This window comes from Streptomyces sp. MnatMP-M17 (assembly GCF_900091995.1).
Lineage (GTDB): Bacteria > Actinomycetota > Actinomycetes > Streptomycetales > Streptomycetaceae > Streptomyces.
This window is the reverse complement of record NZ_FMDK01000925.1, coordinates 1-1,227: the sequence shown is the minus strand read 5'-3', so window position 1 is coordinate 1,227 and position 1,227 is coordinate 1. Positions and strand designations below refer to the sequence as shown.

Genomic DNA, 1,227 nt, shown 5'->3' with positions numbered 1-1,227 from the left:
CAGCCGGCCACCGCGCCGGCGCTCTCTTCGCGCAGCGCCGCCGCGACAGCCGCCGTGAGCCCTGCCACGGCCACCACGGCGGCGGCCACGGGCCACCAGAGCGCGGGATCGCCGGTGTGCGACAGCCGGGCCAGCACTCCGCGCAGCGACTGGTTGGCGGCGTCCTCAGCGAGACCCGCGCGGCCGGTCTCGAAGAGGGTTCCGGTCCAGAAGCGGAGTGAGTCCGCAGGGAGCACGACGGCGGCCAGGAGAGTCGCTCCGACGAAGACGGCGGTGGCTGTCGCGGCCTGGCGCAGCCAGGGATTCCAGCCCGTCCGGCGTGCTCGTACCAGTCCGACGAGCAGCAGCAGGACGGCGAAGAGGGCCGGAGTGAGCTTGACGGCGGCGGCGAGACCGATGCCCGCGCCCGCCCACCGGTGTCGGCGCTTTTCTTTAAGGAGGGCGGGACAACGGGTGGGCTCCCGGGTGAGATCCCACAGCACCGCCACCGCGAGCAGCAGATTGATCTGCCCGTAGCGCAGTGTCGTCCAGACCGGCTCGCACCAGACGGCGAACGCGGCCACCCATAGCGTCGCCACCCATGGCCGGGCCGCCCGCGGTGACGCCTTCTTGGGCAGCTTCTTCGACAGTGCCTCCTTAGGAGGACGCGTTTTTCCTTGAAGAGTGAGCTGTCCTTGAAGAGCGAGCTGGAGGGAGAGCCGTACGAACACGACGAGCAGCAGCAGATTCCCGGCGGTCGCGAGCGTACGCAGCAGCGGCACGCTCGGCAGCGTGAGCGGCGTGAACAGCAGCGCGGCGAACGGCGGGTAGGTCATGGGGAGTCGGGCGTGGGTGGCACGCATCGCGTAGAGGTCCAGACCGTCGAGCACCGTACGGCCCTCGGCGCGGTAGACCAGCAGATCGATCATCGAAACTCCGGCCGCACGCTGCGCGGTCCAGAACGCTGCGAAGGAGACCAGACAGGCGGCGGTGGCGATCAGAAGCGCGCGCCGAGGAGACGGGCTCCGGTCGCTGTTCCGGACAAGCTGCACAAGTACGGGAACGGTCACGAAAGGTGACAGTACCGGTCTAATCGGTGCAGAGCGGAAACGATTTGGTGATCGGCCGGAAGGACCGTGTAATGTTGGCGCTGCCGCCGCCGGGGAGCCCGGAAGCGGTGCACAGCAAGGGGCTATAGCTCAGTTGGTAGAGCGCCTGCATGGCATGCAGGAGGTCAGGAGTTCAATT

1 protein-coding gene is annotated in these 1,227 nt (G+C 68.5%); it reads right to left on the bottom strand.

The features are described from left to right. Positions 1–1,049, bottom strand: a 1,049-nt coding sequence (locus tag GA0115259_RS33490; protein ID WP_370749097.1) for a glycosyltransferase 87 family protein, incomplete at its 3' end; no start/stop codon positions are given. Between the last annotated feature and the right edge of the window lie 178 nt (positions 1,050–1,227).